Raw genomic sequence first — 24,338 nt, forward strand, 5'->3', positions numbered from 1 at the left:
TCCCGCACGGCCTCACCCACCCCGCCCTCACCCTCGCCCACCCACCGCTAACCACCCACCAGCCGCCCGCCGCCATGCGGCTCATGGCCAAGAGGCCTGTTGCCCTTCGGGCCGCTTGCCGCCAGCTCCGCTGAGCTGCCCGCCGGGGCCGCGGTCACCTGTCGCGCGCTGACAGGTGCCGCGCCCTCGCCGCCCTCCCTCTGCCGACCGGGCCGTTTCCCCTAGCCCTCTCTGCCCTCTCGACCCAGGCCCTCCACCTGGCCCCTCCACTCCGGCCCTACCCCTGGCCCTTCCCTCTGTTCTCCCTCTCGGCCGGCTCCGCTCGGCCCTTCCCTTCGGCCTTCCCCCGGGCTCCCCATCGGTCCGGCGGGCGGGAGGCGCCTTCCCGTCCCGCCGGATCTGCTTTCACTACTGCTGTTGCAAGGCCATCTGCACCGCTTCGATGCGGGCGTTGACATCTTTGAGCCTGCTCGTGTCCGGGTCCCAGCCCCGCCGCAGGAGCGTGTCCCTCAATTGCTCCAGCCATGGGCGGGGGTGGTCCATCACGTCAGTCGCCGTCAGGACCTGGACTTCCCATCCGAGGTTTCGCAGCACCACATGGCGACGCCGGTCCGAAGTCTCGGCGGCCAGCCCCAGATGGGTCGCCATGCCGTCGTACTCGACCCCGACCTTCCACGGCTCCCAGCCGAGATCGAGGAATGCCGACCTCCCGTTCGGCTGCCGTACCCGCAGTTGCGGGACCGGCGCTGGCAGCCCGGCGTCGCCGATGAGGCATCGGGTCCAGGACTCCATCGGCGATTCCGCCCTCGGATCGGCCGCGAGGAGCGTCGCGTTGGCCCGGTGCAGGCGCTCGCCGTGCACCCGTTCGAGCGTCGCCGCGAGTGATGCCGTGTCGACCCCCGCCCGAAGGAACTGGTCCGCGGCGGCCACCGCTTCCAGCCGCGGCAGGTCCGCGGCGCAGTCGATCAGGGTGCGCGCGAGCGTGGTCACCGGAAGTCCGTCGACCACCGTGATGTCCTCCAAGGGCGGATCCGGTGAGGTCTCCACCGGCCACTCGCGCTGGTCGGCACCCGGAGGCAGGACATCGAAGCCGTGGATCCAGGCCGCGGTGCGGCCGGTCGCCACGAGACTGAAGTCGGCCTCGAAGGCCGCCTCGGATCGCAGCAGGAGATCGTCCGCCGGTTCGGCGGCCTCCTCCGAAGCGAAGAACGGATCGGTCCTCGTGGCGGTCGCTGTCCGGTACATCGGTATTTGGGTCATGCATCAACTGTGATTTGTCGATGACCCAGCGTCAACTTTTTCTTTTCGCCTGTGGATAACTCGGTGTTTTGGTGGTGAAGTTCCAGTACACGGCCTGTGGATAACTTTCTCTTCAGTGTGACCCTCCGGGGCTTCGCGTGCTTCTGGTGGTCCTTCGTTGGGGTGGCACGATGCGCTCTTCGCCTTCGGGGACGGCTGTGGGCCCGACACCTACCGGTGCCGGGCCCACAGCCGTTCGAACAGGGCGCTCCGCGTCTTGCTACGGAGCCCCGTAGACCAGGTCGTAGAGCTTCCACTCGCCGTTCTCTTCGACCAGCGTGTACGTGTAGCCCGAGCTCAGGTCGTCCTCGCTCGCCGGAGGCTCGTCGGTCCACGTCCAGCCGGCCCACGCCTGGACCTCGCCGTTGTACTCCCGCGACACGCCCCAGATGAGGAAGTCGTAGGACGTGTCGTCGTTGAGCTCGTAGTCCAGGTCCCACGCCATGCTCTCGGTCGGGTTCGAACTCACCAGCGACTCCAGGGTCGCGTTGTCGTTCGAGTACCCCGCGAGCACGTACGAGATCGCCACGCCCACAGGGGACTTGGGGTCGAAATCGTCGTCGGAGCTGATCGGGGCGTCCCAGCCTTCGAGGCCGCCCGCCGGCGCCGCCTCGGTGGGCGTCGGATCGGGCTCCGGCTCCTCCTCCGTCGGCTCCGGTTCCGGCTCCTCGCTGGTGGTCGCGTCGCCGCCCCCCGCCTGCGGGTCGTCGTCATCGTCGTTGAGCATCCCCGGGATGATCAGCACCGCGGCGACGCCGAGCACGACAACGAGACCGACGATCACCGCCAGGATGACGCCGAGGTTGCCGCCCTGCTGCGCGGGCGGAATCGGCGGAGGCAGCACCGACCCGGGCGCCGTCGGGTAGCCCTGCTGCACGCCGACCGGCGGCATCAACGGCTGGCTCTGCGGCTGCGTGTAGTTCGGCTGCTGCTGGTAGTAGTTCCCAGGCGGAGGCGTGCTGCCGTACCCCTGCATGTAGGGGTCAGTGGGCGGCTGCGGCTCGGGTTGCAGTTGGTACTGCGGGTTCTCGCCGCCGGGGGGCGGATACGTCATCGCTCTAACACGCCTCGTCTTCTCAGGGGGCATCGGACGCGGTGAATGGATTTCACCGTGGGCTTTTCTCGATCGTACAGGCCCCGCGCGACATTGTGGCAGCCAGAAAGCCCGGCCACAAGCCTCGCACCCTGCGACAACGGTCCCAAAACGGCACGAACCGCGCCCGAATCGAGCCAGCGACGACCCCGCACCGGCGCCCGCCGCACACCCTGTGCGACCGTGACAGGCCAACGGGGACTACGATTTATGCCCAGCACTCCGCAGGCGGCCCCTCCACCTCGATGCCGAGGCCGCCCCGCGAGACCGCGATGAAAACCCCACTGCGGCCGCCGGCGGAGCCGTACCGAGAAGTTCTGGCAGCAAAGAGAGACGCTTCTACCCGAGGTTCGACGTATGGCGAATGCCAATGCAATGCAGCTTTGGACGCTCCGATTCTCCGCCGTGCTCGCACCGGTCCCGGTCGTCGAGCTCCTCGGCGTCAACCGCCTGTGGGGCTACGGCCTCATCGGGCCCGCGATAGCCGCGACCTGGGCGACCGGCCGCTGGCAGCGCCGCCGCCAACTCGCCCGACTCCGCGACGCACCCGCCCCCGAATCCGCCGCGATTTCGGCGACGCGCGCCGGCTTCTGGGACCGGGCCCGCACGAACGCGAAGGCCCCCGCAGGCCCGCTCGGCGCCGCGGGCGAGTCCGCGATCGGCACGGCCGTCTCCGACACCGTCGACGCCGCCGCGGTCGACGTCCCGGTCGAGCGTCGTGACCGCGCCATGGGCAACCTGGTCCGCTCGATCCAGAACGAGACCATCGACGCCGACCTGCGCGTCCAGCTCATCCAAGACCTCGTCGACCTCGGCGGTCGCGACATGGCCATGCGCCTCTCACCCGTAGCCACGGCGTCCGATGTGGATGTCGAGGTGCGGCTCGAAGCGGCCGAGCACATGAGCCGCTACAGCATCGAGGAGGCCGCCCGCGCCCTCGAATCGATCGCCGCCGACCGCGCCGTCGACGACAAGTACCGCCTCGACGCCGCCAGCGCCCTCGTCGACTGCGCGATGCGCCCGGCCGGGATCGTGCTCATGCAGCTGGTCACCGACGAGTCGGTGAGCGAATATGTGCGGCACAGTGCGGCGAACATGCTGCGGCAGGTCAACGGGTCCGCCGCGGCGATGGCGCTGCGGCATCTGGCGATCTCGCCGCTGGTGACGTCGCGGCTGCGGATCATCTGCGTGGAGCAGCTCGCCGAGTACTGCGTCTCCGATGCCGAGAACGCGCTGTGGCGGCTGATCAAGGGCGTCGAGGCGGTCATGGACTATCACTTGGGGATCGATGCGGCCGAGGCGATGTACGGGATCAGTCCGGTGGTCGGGGTCGAGGCGTACTCGGTGCTGGCGGCGGACGCGTACTTCCATTGGTTCGGGCGGATCGAGGCGGCGTTCCGGCTCGGTCGGCTCGGGGTGCGCGACGGGTTCGACCTGTTGAGCGATTTCGCGTGCGCGGAGGGCCTCGACGACGAGTACGGCATCGCGGCGTTGGACCGGTTGTTCCAGTTGGAGATCGAGTCGGGTTCGCTCGGTCCGGAGGATTGAGCGCCAAGGTTCGGCGGTCAGGTCGATCGTCTCGGTGGGGTGACGTGCGCGGGCGGCCGCGAAGTCGCGGCCGCCCGGTCGGTGCTCTGGGGTCGTCGTCGCCGGCCCTCAGGCGGCGGAGAGCTGCTCCTGGACCCGGGTGATCTCGGCGTCGGCCGTGGTCGTGCGGACCGGGTGGTGCGGCGTGTCGTGCTCGGTGAGGGACGCGAGGAGCCCGTTGGCGAGTCCGGCCTGGACGAGCGCGAAACCGCGCAGCACCAGCGGCAGGAACAGGGCCAGGACGAGTCCGCCGAGGACGGCGAGTGCGGCGGTGGCGGCGTAGGAGTCGCCCCAGCCGAGCCAGCGCGTCGCGTGTTCGAGGCCGTCGCCTTCGCCGGTGGCGCGGCGGATCGCCCAGGCGTAGAGCGGGTAGGTGAGGGAGGCGAGGGTGGCCGCCCACCAGGCCAGTGCCGCGACGAAACCGGCGAGGGCCACGGGGAAGTTGACCAGGCCCCACAGGAGGTTGAGCCAGGATTGGCCGTCGGCCAGCGGGGCCAGGAACCGGCGGGCTCCGGTGGATTCGGTGTGCCGGTAGTGCGGGGCGGTGGCGGGGCGGCCGGTGACGGCGGCGAGTTGGCCGCGTCCGGCGGCGGCCAGGCCGCGCATGGCGAAGAGGGTCGCGGCGAGGATCGGCGTGCCGATCCAGATGACGAGGGTGCTCAGTCCGGCGGCGAGTCCGGTGACGGTGATGAGGAAGGCGGGCAGGGCGATCGGGAGCGAGGCGAGCAGGTAGCCGGTGTCGGCGCCGAGCTGCTTGAAGATCTTGTTCATGGGGACAATCCTCGTCCGAACAAGGGCCGCTTTCGAGCCTGCGAGCAGGCATTTCGCGGGTAGGGCCTGCCTTACCCGGCTGTTCGGGGTCACCCCCGGCGCTCGCGCCACCGGGAACGTGAGCCGTGGCGTCGGCGGGGCCGTTCGGGTTCAGGTCCGGTATTTCCAGCAGGCGCGTCTCGGGCGGCGGTTGTTCGTCACTGCGAGAAATCTGCGCCGGATCGTTAAGAAGTCGGCCTCGACGGTCGGGAGGAGGTTGAGGCCGGTGTCCCTCGTCCGGGGGAAGTCGCTGAGGGGGAATCGGGTCGGTTCGGGTGGGCCCGACCAGGTGCGATGCCGTCTCGATGCCCGGCCTGGGTTTCCAGGGGCGGTGGTGGCCACGAGTTTCAAAAGTCCGTGTTTCAAGCAATATGACTCTGGGGTACTCACGGATGCAGCCCGCGGTCCGCCCGGCCCTGACCGATCGGATGGACGCCGGGTCCTACGATGATCGAGGCCGCCCTGGGGGGTCCGGCCGCGTCACGGCGAACGCCGTATGTGCGCAGCATCCTGCCATCGCCGACAGGTGGGCAGGTCGAATCCCGGAGCTTGTGCACGGACCGCGCCGGGAACAGCGAACACGCCCGCTGACCGGAAGCCGAGCGGACGTTTCGCGGACGGAGGGGCAGATGATCACGCGACTGGCCGAATCACTCGGCTACCAGGTGGTGGAGGTCGATGACGGCGACGGCACGATCGCCGTCGGCGGCCACGACGGGGCGAGCGCGCTCCGCGTGGGATGGAAACCGGTCATCGTCGAGGGCTATACCGGTTCGGGTTCGATCGACCGGTTCGCGATACGAGCCAAGGATCCCGCGCTGCGCACCTCGTTGCGGGAACTGCGCGGCCGCCTCCAGGTGCCGGCGGTCGACGACGACCCGGTCGAGCTGGCCGAGCCGCTGCTGCGGCTGCTCGAACCCGGCGACTACGGCGTGCGGACCTGGCACGACGCGAACGTCCACATCGAACCGTTCGGGGAGAACGAGACCGCCTGGTGGTACCCGTACGAGCCGATCGGCACCGAGGGGACCGCCGTGATCCCCACCGACTCGTGGCCGCCGCCCGACGACGAGGCCGTCGAGCGGTACACCGACGCGATCGAGCACGGCGAACGGCCCCTCGCCGTGCTGCTGCGCTCCGAGCCGCCGGGCGACGAGCAGGACTGCGCCGCGTTCCTCATCGACGGGCACCACAAGCTCGCCGCCTACCGCCGGAACGAGATCGCCCCGCACTTCCTCGACATCGCCCACCTCGCCGACCGCCACCCCTGCGCGCCGGACGACCTGCGCGCCGTCACGGCCGGAGACGAGCAGTTGGAGCAGTCCGCCGCGAACCTCCTGCGCTACCTCGAACGCGACCGCCACTAGGGCGTGTTTGGGAATCCCGGGCGGCCGTTATCCGGCCCATTTGCCCGCTCGCTTCGTTGTCGGCCTACCCGATACAACACCGGTATCGGGAAGGCCTTCCGCCTCGCGAGCGAACAAATGGACTCGGATACCGACTCACCGGGGATTCCCAAACACGCCCTAGCGCCGCCGACCCGCCCGACCGAGGTGCGAAGCCGCTTAGCGGTCGTTCGATATGGTGGGAATTCACCCTTCGCGAGCGACCCCTTGAGGCCCACCATGAGCTACCCTCCCCATCCTCCGAGCCGGATGCCCGACCCGAACGCGCGCAACCGGGCGAACCTGTGGATCATCGGCAGCGCCATCGTGGTCATCCTGGCCATCATCCTGGGCGTGGCCCTCATCCTCACCAAGCGGAGCGCCGAATACAACCGGGCGGACGGCGCCGACGGGGCCGGCGACTCGTCGGGTTCGGCCACGGTCACCGGCACGACCGAGGCGCCCTCGGAGGATCCGACCGACGAACCCGCCGGCGGCGACGGCCCGGGCGAGGGCGCGGGATTCACCGACGAGACCTGCGCGGCATTCGACCTCACCGCGTTCGCCGAGGCCTTCGACTCGCCGCGCAAGACCGAGAACGACCACACCTACGCCGACGGCGACGAGGACAACTACGGCTCCCTCATTTGCAGCTTCTACACCGAGAACAACGACGACCTGATCATCAACGTCACCGCCTACGGCTCCGCCGAGACCACGCTCGACTCCCTCATCGGGGACTGGGAAGTGAACGAGAACTCGAGCGACCACGAGGTCACCGAACTCACCGACCTCGGCGACAACGGCTACCGGAGCGTGACGGACGAGGGCGGGAAGCTGCACATCGAGTACCATTTCGTGCACGGCATCGTGGACGTCACCATCCTCACCGAGGTCGACACCGACGAGCACGACCTGGCGGCGGTCGACGCCATGGTCACCGGCATCGGCGAGCAGGCCATCGTCCTGTTCGACGGCTACTCCTGACACCGCCGGGTCAGAGCGACTCCACGTAGGTGAGGGCGAAGGCGGCGCACGGCACCAGGTAGGCGCAGGCCACGACGGTGATCGCACGGAAGGCCGGCTTGTCCTTCAACAGGATCCGGTACATCACCAGCAGGACCGGCGTGGCGACCACCTGGATCGGCAGCAGCGACCGGTCCAGCACGACATCGTTGAGCGCCAACCAGAAGGCCAGCGCCGCGCTGGCCGTCCACAACCCGAAGCCGAGCTCGAAGGTCGCCCGCGCACCGAGCCGCACCGCGATCGTGTCGATCCCCGCACTCCGGTCCGCATCGGCGTCGGCCGCCGTGGTCGGCAGGTACAGCGCGGCCGCCGCCAGCACGCCGAGGACCGCGATAGGCCACGGGAAGCCCTGCGCGCCACCGGTGAACGCCACCCAACCGCTCAGCGGGCCGAGCACCCCGACGACGGCGTTGGCCAACAGATCCGCCCCGGGCCTGGCCTTCAAACGGACCGGCGGGGCGCTGTAGGCCCAGCCGAGCAGCACCACCAAGGCGGTGCCGGTGGCGAAGAGCGACCCGAGCGGTAGCGCGGCCAGGACCGTCGACGAGGCCGCGAGAAGTGCGATCCGCACGGCGCCCCGAGGCGAGATGCGGCCCGCGACCAGCGGCGCGTTCGCCTTGCGCGGATTCACCCGGTCGCTGTCGAGGTCGTGCGCGTCGTTGACCGCGAGCACCGCCAGCCACAGGAGCGGACCGGTGACGAGGACGACGTGCCCCAGAGTCACCAGCTCGAAGCCGCGCGGGACGATCCGATGCGTCGCGAGCACGAACCCGATCTCCGCCATGACAACGGACGCGGTCCAGAACCGGGGCCGAGACATGGCAAGCACGTCCCGCACGAAGCGAATCCGGTGCCCCGCAGCAGGATCAGCCGCTGCGGCCTCCGGCGAGTGGCGAAGCTTGAGGCTCATGCGACCCAGTCTCGGTTCGCGGGCCTTCGCAGACCTCCCTCCGAAGCGTGGACCCGATCCCTCCCACGGGGGACCGGAGGCGGACACCGGGACCGCTCGATGTGCTGAGGGCTGACCACACCAGCATGTTCCTCGGATTGGCGGTTCTATGGGCCGTCGCTGCGGGGCAAGGGATTTCGGTATCGCCTGCTTTTGCTTGAAGTCGGTGGGGCCGGTCCAATAGGGTGTTCCTCATGCGTAGAGGTTTGTTCCGGCGTGTCGCTGGGCGTGGGCGTGCGAAGCGGGCAGCTCAACGCGCCTCGGTCCCGGTGGTCCAGAACGCCTCCGGCAGGCGGTACCGGGTCGTAGAGGTCGATGAGACCGAGGCCGCCGAGTTCGCCGATCCGCCCCGCACCTGGGGCCGCGTCGGCGCCATGGTCGCGGGCTGGGCCATCGTCCTGGCAGTCGGAGCCTGGGTCGCACCCGGTTTCGCGGCGGGCAGCAGCGACCAGGACCAAGATTCCCGTGACGAGCCCGCGACTGATGCAGTGGGCGCAGCCTTGCGATACCTCCGTAACGGCTCTGATGAGGATCTCAAGAGGGCCGAAGATGCGCTCTGCGATGATGCCGACCCCGAATTGAGTGCTGAGGGCCTCGACGAGATTCGCCAGTCCTACGTCGATTCGCTCGGGGGAATCACCCGTATCGATCTGAAGCCGGACGACCCCGTAGGCGTGGCGGATGGCGTGGTCATCCCCGTTACGGTTTTCTACATCTCCAAGGACACACAGCGCGATGAGGACTTCATAGTCACCGTCAGGCAAGAAGGCGAAGCGTTCTGCGTCGCCAACGCAGTTAGGGTGCAGGACGAGGAGCCCAGTTCTGGTGAGACCTCTGCTGAAGCGGTCGATCCCAAGGTGGTTGCGAACGACTTCCTGCGCTTGATCGTCGTGGAGAACAATGCGGCGGCCGCGGCTCTGCTCGAGTGCTCTCCGGCCCCCGAACTCGGTGCTCAGGACCTCGAAGCGGCGATCGAGGAATGGGCGAACCGCAACACCACGGCCGATGGCTCGGCAAAGGGCTTCATCAACAGCCTTGACGCCGCTGAGTCCGCAGAGAGCTCGATCACGGTCTTCTCTGCCGAAGTTTCCCTCCGGGGGGACCTGGAGAACGAAACGGTGACCTTTGAGGTTGGAGTGCAAGGGGATTGCATCGCATCGCTCGCCAACGAAGACGGCTTCTTCGATCGCTAGCCGGGACAAGGTCCATTTGAGATTCCACGACACGCCGTGAGCAAGGGTTGACAGTCTGACAACGATCGCTCACCATTTCATCAGTGCGCTTCTGCCTGATCGCGGTCGGAACCTGATCGGGTGAGGCTCGCCGCCAACTTCATACGGCCGTTTCATATACGCCGCCCGGTGGCTCCAAGTCGCCAAACTAGCTCCACCGGGCGGCCCTTACCCAAGGGAGCAAGCTCCATTGGCACCTCCGACCATACTCGATTCCGGGCTGCCCGGAAACAGCCATTCCGGTGCGAATCAGAACCGCCGACCGGGCATCCCCGCCTACCTTGAGCAGGTCGTTCACGCCTCCAGCGCGGACCCCGACTCGCCCGGCGCGTACCGCTACGACCCGGAATCCGCCGACACCGAACCCCACCACGCGACACTTCCCGACTCCGACCCGCGATCGCCGCGCTACGAGCCGCCGCACCTGCGTCACCGTCCTGGCGACACGTGGATCATCGACCGCAACCGCCCACACGACCCGCTCGACCCCGGTGCGTTCGGTGCACCCGGATGGCACCCCGATCCCCGTACCGGCAGGCATCGCCGGAACGAACTGCCGGATCCGCCTCGCGACGAAATCCCGAAACGGTCCTCGCCTGACCGCTCGCCAGGCCCGACTGCGGGAGTCGACGGACGATCCTCCCGGCCCTGGAAGGACCGAAACCACCAGAACCGTCCTTCTCCGAGTGCCGACTGCGAAAGGGCCGACCGACCGCGAACCGACTCCGGCGGCTCAGGCGGCGAACCCCCGCAGCCACCGCGATCGAGATCGCGGTTCTGGGCCGAAGACGACGACGCGAACTCGTTCGAGTTCAACCGGCTTCGCGAGGACGCCTGGGTGCGATTCCTGTCCGAATCCCACGAACTGCACCAGGCCCACCTTATGCAAGCACCGAGCGGGAATCGCTGGCGGCGCTGCTGGGAGCGACTCCTGGTCTTCCTTTTCCACCTGCTTCGATTGCACCCCGCCCGCATCGGAGCCGGCAACGACCACGTCGGTGCCGAACCTCTTGCACCGCAGGCAGATTCGGGCTCGACCTCGGTCCAGGTCGAGTGGCGCCGAGCGAACCCTGATGCTCGCGCAGCGCAAGCGGGTAGGGCGATCGGGCTCGCTCAGGTCAAATCCTTCGCGGCTCTTGCCAGTACTCCTACCCAGCCAGTCCTTCGATCGAACCCTCTCAGCCCTTACCTCGCCCAGTGGGAACGCCATTTCGATGCGCGGCTGGCCTTCCGAGAGGCGGTGGTGCTGTGACCACCGCGGAGCAGGGTGAGGCGGGAGAACTGGAGCCGGGATTCGTTCGAACCCTGGCGAACGGCATCGCGGGCTTCCGAAGGCTCGGTTCGGCCTCAAGCCGCCCAAGGCGTGACCGAGGCTCGGGAAACCGGGGAGTAGTCGCCGAGAACGCGGTCGTTCCCTCGGAGGACTACGACGGCGTACAAGCCGTGGCCGTCATCGGCGGGCGACGGCTCTACTTCGAGGCCCTCCCCGCGCAAGCGCGGCTTCGCATCACGATGGCGCACGTCTGGGCCGGATCGGTGGAGGCCCTCGGATCGGTGATCCGCCTCGACACCGCCCACCCGAGCCTGCGTGTTTGCGCCCCGCTCGAAGTCGAATGGGCCGCGAGGCACATGGACGAGATCGTGGCCGAAGCGATTGAGGTGTGGGCAGCCTTGACGCGGCACTGCGACGGTTGAGAGGCCGAGTTTCATTGCAGGGCCTGGGGGCGGTGCGGCTCCGGGCCCTGCGAACTCGATCGGGATCACCGGATGTGGCAGGTGACCGCATGAGGTCGCCACCGCCGCAAGGGAAGGCAAGGCGCCGGCGCGCCGCGGTGGGGCAGCGCGCCGACATCTTCGACTGTGCCACACCGGTACGACACGCAAGACCGGGGCATGGTCCTTCACACGGGACCGGTCGTCACGAACTGGATACCGCGGGAATGGGTAACTTGCGCCCGTGGAGGTTCATCACATTTCCGAAGAAACCTCGCGGTTCGTGTTTGGAACGTCCGATTGATGCCGAGGATCAATCCAAACGGGACGATATTTTGCACCGTTCATCCTGGAAGTACCCAGGACGCGGATGAGCCCACCGTGCGACAATGGTGAACGGGGTATCACGATCAGAACGGCAGGCACGTAGTGTTCGCCAGTTCTGCGTGGGGTTGGCGCGTCGCTGTCGAGAATACTCCGGCGGCGCGCCCATCTTTTCGCCCTTTTCACTGGGCCGGACCGGAACCCGGTCAGCCGAGCGGCGCGCCCACCTGGTTCATGAACGCGATCGGGTCCACCGCGCCCGCCGCACTGCGGTCGGCGTTCAGATGCGTCTCGAAGTGCAGGTGCGGCCCGCTGGAGCGCCCCGAGGAGCCCACGTACCCGAGCAGCTGCCCCGCCTGGACCACGTCGCCCTCCTTGACCAGCGGCGCGGAGCCGAAGTGGCAGTACCGGGTCAGATAGTCGCCCGCGTGCAGGATGTTGACGTACCAGCCGCAGCCGGCGACCTGGGGCGAGCCGTCGACGTCGCACGAGTACGGCGCCCCGTACAGGCTCGCGTTGCATTCAGAGGTGATCACCGTGCCGCTCGAAGCGGCCACCACCGCGGCGCCCCGCGGAGCGCCGATGTCGACGCCGTTGTGCGTCGGACGCTGCGGCGTCTGGAAACCGGAGTTGATCGGACCCTCGACCGGGATGATCCAACCCGCGGCCGAAAGCTCCCCAGGCTGCGTGCAGGTCCCCAGTTCGGTCGAGATACCGGGCATCCGAGCGCCGCCGCCGGTGAGGGTGTTGACGATCTCGACCGCGAGCGGCTCGTGCTTGGCGTACGCGTCGGGGAAGGCCGAGATCTGCACCTTCTGGGCGGCCACGGTGAGCGGCAGGCTCTCCCAGCCTTCGATGGTCTTGAGCTTCTCGTAGAACTTGGTCGAGGCGTAGACCGGGTCGGTGACTTGGTCGGGCGTGCCCCAACCGGTCGAGGGCCGCTGCTGGAACAGGCCGAGCGAGTCGTGGTCGTTGCGGTCGCCGAGGTGGCCCAGGTTCGTCAGCCCCGACTCCTGCATCGCCGTCGCGACGGCGATGACCCAACCGCGACTGGGGATCTCCAGGTCCTGCCCGACCGCGATGATGATGGCGGCGTTCTGGATCTGCTCGGCGCCGTAGGGACCGATCCCGTCGAACTGGGCGTCCGGGTCGATGACGCCGCCGCTGCCGCAGCCCGCGAGGACCACACTGCCGTCGTCGCCGTTCGACTGGTCGGACAGCAACTGCACGATCGACACCACGACGCCCAGGCAGCAGACGCTGATCACCGCGAGCGTCCACACGAGCGGCCGGAACCGCTTCGGGATCCTCGGCGGGCTCGGGTTCGTGGAGCGCTCGTTCTCGGCGGTCTCGTCTGCGAAGAGGTTCACGACTGCTCCCAGTCGATCGCCGAGACGAGCCAGCCGTTCGCGGTCCAGTCGTTGGCGCCCTCGGTCATCGTGAGGGTCAACGTGCCCGTGTCGAGCGGGATCGCGACCTTCGACCCCGAGGCGGTCGCCTCACCGGTGATCTCCTCGGCGGGCACCGAGACCGGGTCGACGCCCCGCATCAGCTCGGTGTGCGAGGGGGTGAGGAAGGGCACGATCGAGTCGTGCCAGCTGTTGGGCCCGTAGCCGTAGGGGTTCAGCCAGGCGCGGGTGAAGTCGAGCGCCCGGTCGATCGCCTCTTGCGGCAGCTCCTCCTCGACGTAGCAGCCCTCGGCCTCGCACGCCTCGGTGGCGAACCCGTCGTCCGCGGTGAGCGCCTCGGAGGTCGCGCTGCCGGTCGAGCCGCTCGTCCCGGGATTGGTGCCGTCCAGCGGCGTCTGCTCGCGGGTCTGCGCGAAGGCGATCACCAGCAGCACGAGGGTCAGGATGATGACGATGATCCCGTAGCGGGAGAAGATGATCCGGAGGGCGCGGTTCATCCGTCAGTCCCTTCTCGCGGGCCGGTAGACCTCTCCGCCGCCGCTGGAGCCGCCGCCCGAGGCCGATGCGTTCGCGCTGGGACCGGCCGCGGCGCCGCCGCTCGGCTGTTCGGGAACCGCGTCGTTCTTGTCGCGGATGCCCCGGATGTTCTCGGCCGTCTCGGACGGGCGGAAGTCCTCGACGTTCCGGTTGAGGTCCTGGATCGCGCCGCCCGCGGTCTCGGGGCGGCCGTTGTCGCGGGGCGGGGCGCCCGAACCGGGCTGGTCCTTGTCGCCGTGATCGGAACGGCGGGCGAACAGCACGTCGGACGGGCCGCGGCCGCCCACCATGCCCGCGATGCGCCGGCCAGGGCGCAGCAGCAGCCACGCCGCGACCCCGAGGAGGCCGATCATGACCACTTGCAGCCACACGGGCATCGCCGTCGCCAGGATGCGACTGGACGCCCAGACGTAGATGACCGCCGCCAGCGAGAAGATCGCGACGTTGATGGTCGCGCCGAGGACCGTATTGATCAGCCGTTTGAACGGGCCTCCGGCAGGGCGCAGCAGCGCGAGGGTGCCGATGATCGGCAGGGCCACGATCGCGAACCGCACGATCATGAACCCCAGGATGATGAGGATCGAGGCGGTGAGGTCGAACAGCGAGAAGAAGATCGCCGTCAGCAGGGCCAGGAAGCCGGTCCCCGTGCGCTCCCAGGCGCGCTGGCCGCTGAGGTTCGCGTACGCCTCAGGGTCCTCGGTCTGGATCTGGGCGGCGAGGTTCTGCCAGAGCTCCTGCTTCTCCTCGATGAGGTCGTTGCGATAGGTGGCAGAATTCTGAGCCGCGGCGTTCTCCTCCCACGAGAAGGCCTGCGCGGCGAAGAGCGCCGGACCGTACTTGTAGGCGGCGTTGGACTCCGCGATGACGGGATTGCCGTTCGAGTCCTGGACGATCTTGCCGTTGCTCCGCTCGTACCTGAACTCCTCGCCCTGGCCGAGCATCGTCCGCAGCCAGTTCTGGTAGAGCACCTGGCCGGACACGGTGTCGGAGGCGACCACGGCAGCAGAGCGCGTGTCGATGCAGAAGCTCTCGCCGTTGAGGTCTTTGAGCTCGTTGTAACGGGCCCTGGTGATGTCGGGCTCGCGGATGCAGCCGTCCACGGACTCGTCGGCGATGAGGACCGTGCTCAGGTTCATGCCGATCGTGAGCGCCTTGTCGGTGTACTCCGCGGCCTGCACCGGCCAGCGCACCACGGCCGTCACCAGCACCAGGATCAGCGCCGCCCAGGCGACGGTGGTGACGGCGTTGTTCATGTCCGCCTGCTTGGAGCGCCAGAGCAGGTAGACGCCGATGAGGCCGACGGTGACCGCGCCGAAGACGGTGAAGATCTGGCGGTAGAGCACCTCGGTGCCCTGCTCCATGAAGCGGTTCGACCAGCCCCACATGGTGTCCGGTTCCCACGCGGCCTGGCGCATCGAGTTCGAGGCGCCGACCACGGCGACCGAGAGATTGAACTCCATGTTCGCCAAGGCGTTCGCGGTGTCGGCGCCGTTGGGGATCGAGACCGCGTTCGTGCACTGGCCGCCGATGCTCATCTGCTGCGAGCCGTACATCGGCAGTTGGTAGCCGGCGTAGCCGTAGGCGCTGTAGGTGCCGATGCCCTCGCTCTTGTCGAGGGCGCTCGGGTCGGCGAACCAGCCCGCCATGCCCGAGTCGGGGGAGGCCGGCTGCGGGGCGGCTTCGCATTGCAGCTCTTGGGCTTGGGGCAGTTCGTCGACGCATTGCGTCCAGTAGTTGTGCCACTCGTAGTCGGTGCAGCCGTCGTCGCCTTGGGCCCCTGCGAGGCCGGGGGTGAAGGCGAGGGCTCCGGCGACGGCGACCAGGACGATGAGCATGCGTCCCAGGCGCGTGGCGGCGCGCCTGGCGAATCGGTGAGCGGTGGTGGGAGGGGCGAGGTCGTGCGCCGAGGGGTCGGTCACTTCTCCTCCCCGGGCGTGGTGTTCAGGTAGTCGAGCAGGCCGCGGACCCAGCCGAAGTCGGCGCGGATGCGCTGGACGCGCCCGTCCACGTCGCGCATGACGAACTCGCGGTAGGGGAGTTTGCTCGTCGCCGAGGCGTCCTGTTCGGACAGTGAGGCGAGGACGCTCTCGTAGCCGACGCCGGTGGGCACCCGCAGCAGCTTGAGCGCCTCTTCGGCGACTTCGGCGTCCTCGGCGATGCGGCCGACGAAGACGGTGGAGACGAGGTTCTGCACGTCCAGGCCGAGGATGTCCTTCGGGTTCTGGCTCGCCACCAGGGCCGCCAGGTTCCATTTGCGCGAGTCGCGGGCCAGGCGCACCAGGAACGAGCGGCCGGACTTCCAGCCCTCCATGAAGTGCGCCTCGTCGAGGCCGACCAGCTTGCGGCGGTGCATGTCCCCGCCGTAGGCGCGGCGCACCGCGAGTCGGTGCGCGGTGTGCAGCATCGGCAGTGCGAGGGCCTCTTCGGCCGACCAGTACTCGCGTTCGATGCCGAGGTCGGGCAGGCGCAGGCCGGACATGGTGATCACGGTGAGCGCGGTGTCGTCCTCCAGCACGCCTTTGTCGGGGGTGCCGAAGAACAGCTTCGCGAGCGGCATCTCGGCGGTGTCGAGCAGGAGCGCGGCGAGTTCGGCGCCGTCGCCGGCGACGTGGTCCTCGGCGTTCTGGAGGGCCTCCACGAGGTCTTCGAGGGCCGAGTCCTCCTCGGCCGGGACGTGGCGGGTGGCGTGGCGCAGGAGCCGGGCGGTGCTGGCCTCGCGCTGGACCTGCGGCGGCAGGAGCATCGAGCAGATGTCCTGGACGAGCATGCGGCGTTCGGAGCGGGCGTTGGAGATGGCGATGTCGTATTCGCGCTGGCCCTCGGCGGAGTCGTCGTAGTGCTCGCGCCTGGGGGAGGGGATGAGCGCGTACGGGGCGAGCGTCCCGTATTCGGAGCCGGTGAGGTTGAGGACGCGTGAGAACGGTTTGAGCTCGGGCATCTCGCAGAGCCTGGCGAGCGGGCCGGACGGGTCGAGCAGGGTGACCTGGACGCCGCGTCTGGCGGCGAGGTAGCCGATGGCGCCCATGAGGGTCGACTTGCCGCCGCCGGGTTCGGCGACGAAGACGCTCAGGCCCGACTTCTCGCGGACCTCGGTGGCGAAGTGCAGGTCGAGGAAGACCGGGCTGCGGGAGGTGCCGGCGGTGCGGCCGATGAGGTCGCCGCGGCGGTCGCCGACGACCGAGGCGGCCTGCGGCAGGGCCGCGGCGAAGAGCTTGACGGGCATGCGGCGCACGTACCCGGTCTGGGCGACCGGTTCGCCGGGGATGAACTCGCGGGCGAGCCAGTCCTGGTTCTTGGGGTGCTGGAGGCTGATGCGCATGTCCCGCTGGTACATCTGCATGAGCGTGCGGGCGCGCTCCAGGCACTCCTCTTTGGTGTCGGCGGTGACGGCGAGGCGGTGCCAGCCGTGGGCGCGGGCGGCGTCGATGGGCAGGCCGGTGGTCATCTCGTCGCCGACGCCGAGGGCGCGTTCGGCGAGGCGCTGGAGTTCGGGCGGGGCGTCCATCGAGTGCTCGTCGTAGTCGCGCTGCTGGCTGCGGATGAGGCGCAGGCGGTGGTCGAGGTCGCGGAAGGCCTCGCCGGGGCCGAGGATGTCGATGCGGCTGGAGAGTTCGACCGGCCAGGGGCAGCGCTCGTGGAAGTGCAGCCACGGCTCGTGGCGCTGGGGGATCTCCAGTTCCTCCATGCGGCCGACGGTGAGGACGGCGGTGTGCTTCTCCTCGCCGGTGAGGCGGTTGACGAGCTTGACGGTGGAGCCGTAGGGGCTGCGGTAGCGCTCGATGGACTCGGTGAGGGCGAGGACGTCGCCGGCCTCCCAGTCGGCGCCCGAGCCCGAGAGCAGGCGCGGCGGTTCCATGCCGAGGGCGACCGAGCGGTAGACGAGCCATTCGAGTTCGGCGGTGGTGGCGCGGTGGGCGCGGACGCCGAAGGAGCCGAGGACCTCGTCGAACTGGAGGCTGCGCTTCTCGATCTTCTCGCGTTCGGACAGGCGGGTGCCGCGGCCGACCATGCGGCCGAACTTCTCGCCGAGCTGGTCGAAGGCGCCCCGGCGCGAGAAGGTGATGCCGAGGAAGGTCTCGCCTTCGGCGTGGGAGAGCACCTGGAGGTGGCGCTGGGCGGCGACGAGGTGGTCGGCCCAGCTGGTGCCGCCGGGGACGGTGCGCAGGGGGCGGGCGGTGTGGCGGTCGACGGTGCGGGCCCACTGGTCGGCCGGGAAGGGCCGGGTGGTGCGCCGCAGGTGGACGCGCATCCCGGCGAGGCCGGCGAACTGCTCGGCAATGGCGACGATGAGCGCTTCGCGTTCGAGGTCGGGCCGGAAGGACCAGCGCACGCCCGGCAGCACGTACCAGGCGGTGACCGAGGCGGGCGTGAAGGTCACGTGCCCGGCGATCTCGGTCAGGCTCAGCTCGCGCAGCGGCTGGCGTTCCTTCGGGGTCGGCAGCGGCTTGACGCGCGAGGGCTTCGCCTCGCCGGTCTCGACGAGCTGCTGGGCCTCGGCGCGGGCCTGTTTGACCGGGACGAGGTCCTGGCCGGGCACGCGCGTCGCGCCCTTCGACGCGGCTGCGCGGCGGCCCGTGGACGGGGCTCCGCCACCTGCGGCGGTGCTTCCGCGGCCCTGGTCAACAGCCTGTGGATAACTCTGCCCCGACTGTGGATAACTTCCGTTGTGTTGTGGATAACCCTGTGGATTATCGCTGGTCGGAGCCTGTGCGTAACGCTGTGGATATCCCTGTGGATAACTCGGCTGATTCTGTGGATAACTCTGGGGATAACCCTGTGGACGAGCGATGGACGGAGGGGTCATCGACGCAGGTGGCGATGCGTGTCCCGCCGGGTCCACTGGGGAGGCCTGGGGGCGGGCGCCGCGCGGCGCGGTCGGGGGCGCGACCGGCTGGCCGCTCGACTGCCCGCTCGGCTGCCCGTTCGACTGCGGGGCGCTCGGCTGCCCGTTCGAGGGCGGCGCGGTCCGCTGGGCGGTCGGCGCGGCGGGGCGCCGCGGTTCGGACTGCGAGCGCGGCGGCTCGCCCCGGAAGACCGCGTCCGCGAGCGCGGTGGCGTCGTCGCCGAGGTCGCCGGTCTGCCGCTCGCGGTCCCGCACGGGTGCGGGCGGGCGCGGGGCGGAGAACTTGGCGACGGGCTGACGGCGATCCTCGCCGCTCATAGGCGCTCCTCAGTTCGGACGGGCTCCACGAGTGTGGGCCGCAAGCGGATCGAACGGGTCGTGAACGCCGGGATCCGCGTCTCGGTCCCCGCGTCGCGCGTGTGCTTCCAGTCGGTGAGCAGCGTGCGGACGACGGTGGTCGCGGGTCGGTCGGCGTCGACGTAGCGGAAGATCAGCGAGGTCGCGACGAGGGCGAGGGAGATCTCGATGGCGGGGAACAGGTCCACGTCGCCGGTGAAGGCCCAGCGCAGGAGCATGAACAGGGCCAGGAGCGCGGCGAAGGCGCCGTACTGCCCGTAGGGCAGGTGGACCGGCAGCGTGTATCCGGGAGGGCCCAGGTACAGAAGGCGGGCACGGTAGATGTCGTCATCGGTGCGCAAGCGCATGGGCGTCCTCCGTCCGGCCTGACTGCTCGGGGGCGATGTGGGGGCCTGCTAGTCCTCGGAGCTGAAGAGCACGTCGACCAGTCCGTTGCCGACGGCCACCAGGACCACGGCTCCGGCGATGAAGGCGATGCCGATGATGGCGATGGTCGATGAGGTGAGCACGCGGCTGACCTCGCCCTTGTTGGCGCGGGCGATGAAGATGAGTCCGAGGATGGCCAGGAGGATCGGGGCGATTTTGGACAGGAAGAACCCGATGATCCCCGAGGTGTTGATCTCGGCGCCGGCCTGCGAGTGCGCGGCCACGGTCCAGAGTGTCTCTCTCAGCATCGTACGTTCCATCCTCTCGTCACACGGGTCACTACAACCTCACGTAACGCAATTTTCACTCATGTTTCTTGTCTCCCAACCCGATGCGGGTTCTGCCCCTCATCATATGCCGGGCCCCTGACGGAACGCACCTTCGTCGGCTCGAAGAGCGACCGCGCGGCCCGTCTGAAGCGGTGTTCCCTTCAGTGAAGGCGATATGCCCCTTGAAGGCAATCCGATGAGCGCGATCACTCATTGTCGGGAATCCGACACCCCTTCGAGCGGGCCGCGGCGGGCCTGGCTGGGATCTTGAGGTGAGGGTCCGTCGCGAATTCGGCGGAGGGGTCGGCGTCGATCACCCTGCGTCGAGGCTCCGACACTAGGATGGCATTGCCAGGTGTCCTAGGCCCGGTGTCGGTCGCCATCGGCACAATGGACTTCGACCACATCGCCATGCGCCATCCGCGGAGGTCCCATTGGACGCAATCGACGACATCGCCGGGCGGCTCACCGTCGCCGCGATCGCCTTCGCCGTCGCCGGTCTCGCCCTCGCCGCGATCTCGGCCGCCGCCCTCGGCGGGGTGCGGGCCGCCGAGAAGTGGCCGTCGGCGCCCCTGCCGCGCGTCGGCCGCGGCGCCGTCATGACCGGCGCGCTCATCGGACTGGTCGCCTTCGCCCTCGCCGCCGGCCTGTTCTCCCTGGCCCGCATCGGCACCGGGCTCGACGCCAACCTGCGGGTCCTGCTCGCCGTCGGCATCGACCTGGTCGCACTGGGCGTGGGCCTGTGGATGGTGAGCGCCGTGGCCGGGCGCGTGGAGATGCGCACCCTCATCGCGGTGCCCGACCACCCCGCGACCCCGCCGCCGATCCCGGTCTCGGGGGACCCGACGCGCTACCAGATGCCCGACTACACCGAGACGCCCGTCGAGCCCGAGCCGCAGGACTACCCGCACCCCGGCTCCGAGCCGCGCGGATACGCCGCTCACCCCGGCTCCGAGCCGCAGGGGTACCCGCCGCGCGTCGCGCCCGAGCCCCGGCACCCCCTGCCGCCGTTCGCCCCCGACATCGCCGCGACCGGGCAGCAGCCGGCCGTGCGGTCCAAGGTGCCCACCATCCCGACCGACACCCGGCCCGGATGGGTCTTCCAGGACCGGGGGACCGGCGCGTTCTACGCGGCCGTCGCCCAGAGCCGGGGCGGCATCAGCCTGCTCGCCCTGGACGACTTCACCGTGGCGCGAACGGCTTCGCTCGTCGGCCCCCTGGAACTGGTCGGCTCCGTCGAGGCGACCGTGTGGCCGCTGGAGAACGGCGAGAACGGCGGTGCCGAGACCGGGGCCGAGCAGGAGGCCTGACCCTAGCCGGACGCGCCGGCGGCCCGGAGCCGTTGGCCTGGAAGAGGATCGAACCCGCGGCGGCTGCCTGCTAACCTGGTCCCGACACCACCGCCACGCCATTGGAGGTGCCACCGGTGTTCGGATTCGTCCAGGTGGAGAGCCAAGCCATTCGCAATGCGTCGCAGCAGATGCAGCAGTACGCCTCCCAGGCCGGGAGCCTCCCCGACAGCGCGGTGCAGGCCGCCGAACGCGCCGAGAGCGCCAACCGCGGCTTCATGTGCGCCGACGGCGCCAAGGACTTCGCCGACGACCTCAAGACCGATATGCAAGAGCTCCAAGAACATCTGGACGACACCGCCGAGCTGTTGCAGGACATAGCCGACGACTGGGACGAGGCCGACGAGCACGGCGCGAGCGTGTTCAAGCCCATCGAGTCCGACCTCAGCGGATTCCGCGTCCCCACGATCCAAGGCGGGGTGTGACACCGTGCCCACCTTCCAGCAGTGCCTCGACGCCAACCCGACCGAGCTCATGACCCTCGGCGCCTCCATCGGATCGGCCGCCGCGCAGCTCACCCAGCTCGGCGCCTCCTACGGCACGACCGTCGCCGGCCTCGCCGCCTCCTGGCAGGGCGAGGACTACCAAGGACTCGTCCGATGGTCCGGCCAGGTCGCCGCCTTCATCGGCCGCAGCGACGCCGCGATGATCACCTGCGCCGGCGGACTCGGGACCACCGGCGCCGCCTTGATGGCCACCTGCACCGCCATGAAGGCCACCAAGCAGGCCGCCGAAGGCATCGGCTACAAGGTCCTGCCGACGCCGTTCGTGATCCTCGGCCCCAGCCAGTGGTCCCAGGTCTCCGCGGCCGGACCCGGCGCGCCCGCGGTCCTCGCCGCCTACCAGGCCGGAGCGGTCGCCTTCACCACCGCCCTGGTCAGCATGTACACCGCGATCATCGCCCAGGACACGGCCGGGTACGCCGTCATCCGCACCGCCCTCGCCCTCAGCCCCTCCTGACGGCCGGAGACGAGCGATGCCGACGACCAACCACGGCGCCCTGCCACGAAGCGGCGAGCGCAGGCCGCAGAGCGCCAACCCGACCTCCGTCGCGGGCGCGTCCGACTTCCGGCGCACCATCGGCAACCGCGTCCCCTACGGGCAGTCGCGCCTGGGGCAGCACGTCGCCGACATGCGCACGGTGCAGCCGACGAAGCCGCCGTCGATCGCGCCCACGGTGAAGAAGAACCTCGCCGCCGCCGAACTCAGCGACGGCACGATCATCGACGGCACCAGCGGCGGCGCACTGGGGTGCTCGGAGAACGAGATCCAGTCGAAACTCGACGCGCTCAACCAGAGCCGGGCCCCAAGCGACCAGTTGACGATCAAGGAGCTCTACACCGAGCGTCAGCCGTGCTGCAAATGCGAGAACCTCATGAAGACCAAGCATCCCGACGCGAAGGTCGACTGGTCCGTGGAATTCTTCGACACTCCGGACGCGCAGTCCCTCTCGCCCGAGCAGCTGACGGTCATGCGCTCGCTCAACAAGTTCGAACTCGGTGAACTCAAGCGGGTGAGCTATGCCTACCATGGGGTCCCGTTGCCGGGTTAGCACGCCCGGACGGGCACCCGACCGCGTGAGGAGGAACCGGCGTTGAGCCTAGAGGACGCGACGACCGCCGAGCTCGAACGAGTGGCCCGACTCGTCGCCGAGGCCCTGGAGCGGGCGGGCATCCCCTGGTCGCCCACCGAACAGCCCCTCGACCACGATGTGGCGCAAGTGATCGTGGACGACTCCGATGACGACGACCGGGGCGTGTTCGTCTCCTGGACGCTCTCGGTGCAGGAGAACTCCGCCATGCACGCGCTCGTCGTCGAAGGCGACCACGCGAACCCGGCGATCCTCCAGGCCGGGCGCCGGTTCGAGGAGGCCCTGGACCGCATCCAACGGGTGCTCCGCGGCGCGGGGATCGCCTCGGTCAACCCCGAGGACGACTTCGACCCCTACATGCTGAAGATCGTCAGCGCCCCGTGAGCTTCGGCCCCGACCTCCCCGGCATCGCGTTCGAACGGCGCCGCCGGGACTACCCCGGCGCCCCGAGCCCGATCGCCCGCAACTACGCCGCCGCCGCGCTCGGCGACGGCTCGGTCGTCACCGGGCGAAGCCGCGGGAGCCTCCTGCACGCCGAGATCGACGTGCTCCGCCAGGCCTCGGCCGTCGGGTCCCCCGTCGCGGCGATCTACACCGAGCGGCAGCCGTGCTGCGAGTGCGAGGCCGCCCTCGAAGCGGCCGGCGTCGCGCCCGACGCGATCACCTACTCCGCCGAGTTCTTCGACACGCCCGGCGAACCGACCGCCGAGGACGGCGCCGAACTGGCGCGGCTCAACCTCGGCGTGTTCGAGCACCTGCGGCAGATGATCCGCGAAGCCGAGGGCTCTCAACCACGCCCGGCCGGAGCGGACCCGGCCGCGGCGCTCGCGCGTTCGGTCGCGGGGCATATGGAACGGCACGGGCTGCGGGTCGCCGCAGAACCGGACCTCGGCGCCGAGCCCGGCGTCGAACTGGCCGTGGACGGCCTCGCCGACGGCGCGGGCGGCGTCCACGTCTCCTGGCACGTCGGCGCCGACCTCACCGCGCGCGTCCTCGACGCGGTGCACGGCGACCGGCTGGAGGACCCGGCGCTCACCGAAGCCGCCGCGATCAAGCAGCACCGGCTCGCCGGACTCGCGGCGGTCCTCGACGAGGCGGGCATCGCCGCCGAACCGGTCACCGACGGCACCGCGCCCTACAGCCTCCACCTCCCCGTCCACACCGGTCCCCGGTGAAGCGCCCGCCGCGACTGGTTGCCGCGCATATATAGTCGCAACGACGAGTCATGTTCCCCCACCCCAGGAGCACTGATCCATGGCACCGATCCACACGCGACGGCAGGCACCCCGCGACGGTCGCGCCAGGACGCGGCAGCACCCGCCCGGCCCCGCCAGAGATGCAGCCGCCCGAGCCGCAGCCGCCCGCGCCGCGCTGGCCCTCTGAAGGTAAGGAGCAGCCGTGCCCGCAGGAAAACTCCCCCGAAAAGGCAACAAGAGCGGCTCAGCCGCCGAAGGCCCGGGCAGCGCGCCCCCGTCGTACCCGAGCGCCGACGATCAGCGCAGGCAGCTCATCTCCCAGTACCTCGAGAGCAAACCCAAGGGAGCCGACCCGGAGTTCACCCCCGAGGAACGCCGGGCCGCGGACGAGTTCCTGGCCCGGTCGGCCCGGAACGAGCCCGCCATCACCGACCGGATGCGCGACATCGCCGACGGCACCGGCGCGCGCCTGGAAGGCCTCGACTTCAGGCTGAAGGGGAAGAGCTCGTTCGACCGCAAGTTCAACGACGTGCTCGACGAACACGACGGCAACATCGACGCCGCCCGCGCCGACATGAAGGACGCCGTCCGCTACACGATGATCTTCGAAGAGGACAACTACGTCGACGGCGTGAGCCGGGCCGAGTCGATGATGAAGGACAAGGGGTTCGAGCCCGTAAAATGGAAGAACCTGTGGAACGGCGAGGGGTACAACGGCGTCAACTCGTTCTGGCGCGACCCCGAGACGGGCCAGGTGTTCGAGGCGCAGTTCCACACGCAGAGCAGCTTCGACGTGAAGATGGCCGAGCACGAGGCCTACGAGGTCGCGCGGGACGGCGACGCCCCGGCGGCCCTCCAGCGAACGGCGACCGAGCTGGCCAACGAGGCGTTCGCGACGATCCCGAAGCCCAGCGGCTTCGAGTCTCTCGACAGATAGCGGGTT

At 69.5% G+C, this 24,338-nt stretch carries 22 protein-coding genes; 12 read left to right on the top strand and 10 right to left on the bottom strand.

The genetic code is table 11. From position 1 onward, the window contains the following. Nucleotides 1–408 precede the first annotated feature (408 nt). A complete protein-coding gene (locus tag IF12_RS23530; protein WP_133884107.1) occupies nt 409–1,260 on the bottom strand; it encodes a hypothetical protein in 852 nt (283 codons plus the stop codon). Between the two features lie 259 nt (nt 1,261–1,519). Further along, on the bottom strand, nt 1,520–2,353 hold the full coding sequence (locus tag IF12_RS0100015; RefSeq protein ID WP_030144222.1) for a hypothetical protein: 834 nt from the start codon (nt 2,351–2,353) through the stop codon (nt 1,520–1,522). Nucleotides 2,354–2,749: 396 nt separating this feature from the next. Between IF12_RS0100015 and IF12_RS0100020 the strand changes: the two genes are divergently transcribed. Further along, the gene (locus IF12_RS0100020; RefSeq protein WP_133884108.1) at nt 2,750–3,940 is read left to right on the top strand and encodes a hypothetical protein; all 1,191 of its coding nucleotides are present in this window, start codon (nt 2,750–2,752) and stop codon (nt 3,938–3,940) included. 108 nt (nt 3,941–4,048) lie between these two features. Here IF12_RS0100020 and IF12_RS0100025 read toward each other — a convergent pair whose 3' ends face one another. After that, a complete protein-coding gene (locus tag IF12_RS0100025; protein WP_051703774.1) occupies nt 4,049–4,750 on the bottom strand; it encodes a sensor domain-containing protein in 702 nt (233 codons plus the stop codon). A 668-nt stretch (nt 4,751–5,418) separates the two neighbouring features. Between IF12_RS0100025 and IF12_RS23535 the strand changes: the two genes are divergently transcribed. Then, on the top strand, nt 5,419–6,156 hold the full coding sequence (locus IF12_RS23535) for a hypothetical protein (RefSeq protein ID WP_051703775.1): 738 nt from the start codon (nt 5,419–5,421) through the stop codon (nt 6,154–6,156). A 258-nt stretch (nt 6,157–6,414) separates the two neighbouring features. Beyond that, nucleotides 6,415–7,161, top strand: coding sequence for a hypothetical protein (locus IF12_RS22410; RefSeq protein ID WP_133884109.1), 747 nt, complete (start codon nt 6,415–6,417; stop codon nt 7,159–7,161). Nucleotides 7,162–7,171: 10 nt separating this feature from the next. Here the strand turns inward: IF12_RS22410 and IF12_RS0100040 are convergent, their stop codons facing one another. Then, nucleotides 7,172–8,110: a UbiA family prenyltransferase gene (locus IF12_RS0100040; RefSeq protein ID WP_197034550.1), complete on the bottom strand. Its 939-nt coding sequence runs from the start codon at nt 8,108–8,110 to the stop codon at nt 7,172–7,174. Between the two features lie 308 nt (nt 8,111–8,418). On the opposite strand from IF12_RS0100040, the gene IF12_RS0100045 reads away from it, so the two are divergent. Together IF12_RS0100045 and IF12_RS0100050 are read left to right on the top strand one after the other, a co-directional pair. Next, nucleotides 8,419–9,342 carry a hypothetical protein gene (locus IF12_RS0100045; RefSeq protein ID WP_030144227.1) on the top strand — a complete coding sequence of 308 codons (924 nt, stop codon included), beginning with the start codon at nt 8,419–8,421 and terminating at the stop codon, nt 9,340–9,342. A gap of 1,482 nt (nt 9,343–10,824) precedes the next feature. Next, on the top strand, nt 10,825–11,076 hold the full coding sequence (locus IF12_RS0100050; protein ID WP_030144228.1) for a hypothetical protein: 252 nt from the start codon (nt 10,825–10,827) through the stop codon (nt 11,074–11,076). Nucleotides 11,077–11,624: 548 nt separating this feature from the next. Here the strand turns inward: IF12_RS0100050 and IF12_RS0100055 are convergent. The 6 genes from IF12_RS0100055 to IF12_RS0100085 are packed head-to-tail and all read right to left on the bottom strand — an operon-like array spanning nt 11,625 to nt 19,238. Then, the gene (locus IF12_RS0100055; RefSeq protein WP_231492256.1) at nt 11,625–12,788 is read right to left on the bottom strand and encodes a M23 family metallopeptidase; all 1,164 of its coding nucleotides are present in this window, start codon (nt 12,786–12,788) and stop codon (nt 11,625–11,627) included. Then, nucleotides 12,785–13,324, bottom strand: a complete 540-nt coding sequence (locus IF12_RS0100060; RefSeq protein ID WP_030144230.1) for a hypothetical protein — start codon at nt 13,322–13,324, stop codon at nt 12,785–12,787. The genes IF12_RS0100055 and IF12_RS0100060 overlap by 4 nt, the downstream gene beginning before the upstream one ends. Before the next feature lie 3 nt (nt 13,325–13,327). Further along, the gene (locus tag IF12_RS0100065; RefSeq protein WP_051703776.1) at nt 13,328–15,283 is read right to left on the bottom strand and encodes a hypothetical protein; all 1,956 of its coding nucleotides are present in this window, start codon (nt 15,281–15,283) and stop codon (nt 13,328–13,330) included. Continuing rightward, a complete protein-coding gene (locus IF12_RS0100070) occupies nt 15,280–18,525 on the bottom strand; it encodes an ATP-binding protein (RefSeq protein ID WP_081912792.1) in 3,246 nt (1,081 codons plus the stop codon). Before IF12_RS0100070 ends, IF12_RS0100065 begins: the two co-directional genes overlap by 4 nt. Next, nucleotides 18,522–18,911: a hypothetical protein gene (locus tag IF12_RS0100080; RefSeq protein ID WP_030144233.1), complete on the bottom strand. Its 390-nt coding sequence runs from the start codon at nt 18,909–18,911 to the stop codon at nt 18,522–18,524. Before IF12_RS0100080 ends, IF12_RS0100070 begins: the two co-directional genes overlap by 4 nt. Before the next feature lie 48 nt (nt 18,912–18,959). Further along, nucleotides 18,960–19,238, bottom strand: coding sequence for a hypothetical protein (locus IF12_RS0100085; RefSeq protein ID WP_030144234.1), 279 nt, complete (start codon nt 19,236–19,238; stop codon nt 18,960–18,962). Nucleotides 19,239–19,693: 455 nt separating this feature from the next. Between IF12_RS0100085 and IF12_RS0100090 the strand changes: the two genes are divergently transcribed. From IF12_RS0100090 to IF12_RS23545, 7 genes are all read left to right on the top strand, one after another. Then, nucleotides 19,694–20,569: a hypothetical protein gene (locus IF12_RS0100090; RefSeq protein ID WP_030144235.1), complete on the top strand. Its 876-nt coding sequence runs from the start codon at nt 19,694–19,696 to the stop codon at nt 20,567–20,569. A gap of 116 nt (nt 20,570–20,685) precedes the next feature. Then, nucleotides 20,686–21,033, top strand: a complete 348-nt coding sequence (locus IF12_RS0100095) for a type VII secretion target (RefSeq protein ID WP_030144236.1) — start codon at nt 20,686–20,688, stop codon at nt 21,031–21,033. A 4-nt stretch (nt 21,034–21,037) separates the two neighbouring features. Continuing rightward, the gene (locus IF12_RS0100100) at nt 21,038–21,568 is read left to right on the top strand and encodes a hypothetical protein (RefSeq protein WP_030144237.1); all 531 of its coding nucleotides are present in this window, start codon (nt 21,038–21,040) and stop codon (nt 21,566–21,568) included. A gap of 16 nt (nt 21,569–21,584) precedes the next feature. Then, the gene (locus IF12_RS0100105) at nt 21,585–22,160 is read left to right on the top strand and encodes a nucleic acid/nucleotide deaminase domain-containing protein (protein WP_030144238.1); all 576 of its coding nucleotides are present in this window, start codon (nt 21,585–21,587) and stop codon (nt 22,158–22,160) included. Nucleotides 22,161–22,202: 42 nt separating this feature from the next. Continuing rightward, on the top strand, nt 22,203–22,583 hold the full coding sequence (locus IF12_RS0100110; RefSeq protein ID WP_030144239.1) for a hypothetical protein: 381 nt from the start codon (nt 22,203–22,205) through the stop codon (nt 22,581–22,583). Further along, on the top strand, nt 22,580–23,374 hold the full coding sequence (locus IF12_RS22415; RefSeq protein ID WP_035747989.1) for a nucleic acid/nucleotide deaminase domain-containing protein: 795 nt from the start codon (nt 22,580–22,582) through the stop codon (nt 23,372–23,374). Before IF12_RS0100110 ends, IF12_RS22415 begins: the two co-directional genes overlap by 4 nt. A gap of 223 nt (nt 23,375–23,597) precedes the next feature. Next, nucleotides 23,598–24,332: a hypothetical protein gene (locus tag IF12_RS23545; protein WP_051703778.1), complete on the top strand. Its 735-nt coding sequence runs from the start codon at nt 23,598–23,600 to the stop codon at nt 24,330–24,332. Nucleotides 24,333–24,338 lie beyond the last annotated feature (6 nt).

The organism is Glycomyces sp. NRRL B-16210, assembly GCF_000719515.1.
In the GTDB taxonomy this organism is placed as follows: domain Bacteria; phylum Actinomycetota; class Actinomycetes; order Mycobacteriales; family Micromonosporaceae; genus Glycomyces.